Source organism: Vibrio sp. Vb1554, from assembly GCF_033344235.1.
Window position 1 is genome coordinate 1 of the sequence record NZ_JAWPOJ010000246.1, and the last position, 1,269, is coordinate 1,269.

At 42.3% G+C, this 1,269-nt stretch carries 2 protein-coding genes and 1 pseudogene; all 3 read left to right on the plus strand.

The window, feature by feature from the left end:
- Positions 1-125, plus strand: a pseudogene (locus R8N28_RS25355) (pilus assembly protein TadD); the annotation flags it as partial.
- The gene (locus R8N28_RS25360; protein ID WP_005454147.1) at positions 122-664 is read left to right on the plus strand and encodes a TadE family protein; all 543 of its coding nucleotides are present in this window, start codon (positions 122-124) and stop codon (positions 662-664) included. The pseudogene R8N28_RS25355 and the gene R8N28_RS25360, both read left to right, overlap by 4 nt.
- The gene (tadF, locus tag R8N28_RS25365) at positions 654-1,232 is read left to right on the plus strand and encodes a tight adherence pilus pseudopilin TadF (RefSeq protein WP_005498630.1); all 579 of its coding nucleotides are present in this window, start codon (positions 654-656) and stop codon (positions 1,230-1,232) included. The genes R8N28_RS25360 and tadF overlap by 11 nt, the downstream gene beginning before the upstream one ends.
- Positions 1,233-1,269: the final 37 nt, after the last annotated feature.

Sequence of the window (1,269 nt, forward strand, 5' to 3'; positions counted from 1 at the left end):
TATGGAAGCGTTATTGCGTTGGTGAGTTTAGCGATATAGATGATGCAAAGAAGTTTCTTGAAAACATGAATATCAAAGGTGCTTTTGTCGTTGATTACACGAAGAAAAGGTACGTTGAATTATGATCAAGTTTCAAAAAGGAAGTTTGACGGTCGAAGTTGCGATGGGCTTACCCGTTTTGATCATGGTGCTATTTACCTGGTTTGACTTGTCTGTACTTACGTATTCGATGGGGGTAACCGACCATGCGCTGACGACAGCTGTGATGAGTAGTAAAAAACAAGGTAGTTCTAGCAACTCGGAAAAAGTGGACTATCAAGATGTGGTCAAAACCAAACTAGAATCTAGCGGTGGTGCCTTATGGTCGAAGGTTGTCGACCATTCATCGGTATCGGCATCGGTCTATTACTTTAAAAATTTGTCTGATTTTGTGCAGTGTAACCGTAGCGGCCAAGCCTTAGATGATTGCCCTAATGTCAAAAAAGGCGATGCAGTGGCGAACTCAGTCAATATGCCGATAGCCATCTATCAATTGAGTTTCACTTATCACCCTTTGTTTAACTTTGTTATGCCAAGCATGAGCATTAATCGAGAGATGGTCGCAGTTCAAGAATATGAACGATGCACTTTCAAATTAGGTGAGGAGATCACTTGTGGTGGCTAAGTCGAAACAAACCGGAGCCTTTATCGTTGAACTTGCATTGGTATTACTCTTTTTTGGTTCAATCATTGCCATGCATATCAACTACACGATCGCAGTAAACAAGAAAGGGCAGTTGGATAGAGTGGTTTATTCCATCGTAAGCGTCATAAGCGAGCGTCGACAGTTGTTCGCCAACGAACTTAATATTTGTGGTGAGAACGGTAGACATTGTGAGGCACAAGTAAATAACGCGTTTTACATGGCGAAAGGCATGCTGAAACGTACGTTACCAGATTTTGATGCCAGCGAATTAGGCATGAGAATCACGGAGCTCTCGTTAGAAGAAAAGGACACTAAGCTCGTTACGTTTACCAACTTCAAAGGCAAAACAGAAGATTGTAATTTTCCAGATCTGAAGGAAATCACGGTGGCAGAAGCGAAGAAGCTATTACCACTGACGACACAGAACCGACGTCTTCCGCTTTATCACGTATCTCTATGCTACAAAACACCTTTCAATATCATCGGTGTAATGCGTGGTGAGCCGATCAAGGTTGTGACCAGTTCATACTCATTTGCAAGGATTTAATATGAAGGGCTTCACTAAGCAGAAAGGAGTGGCTGGA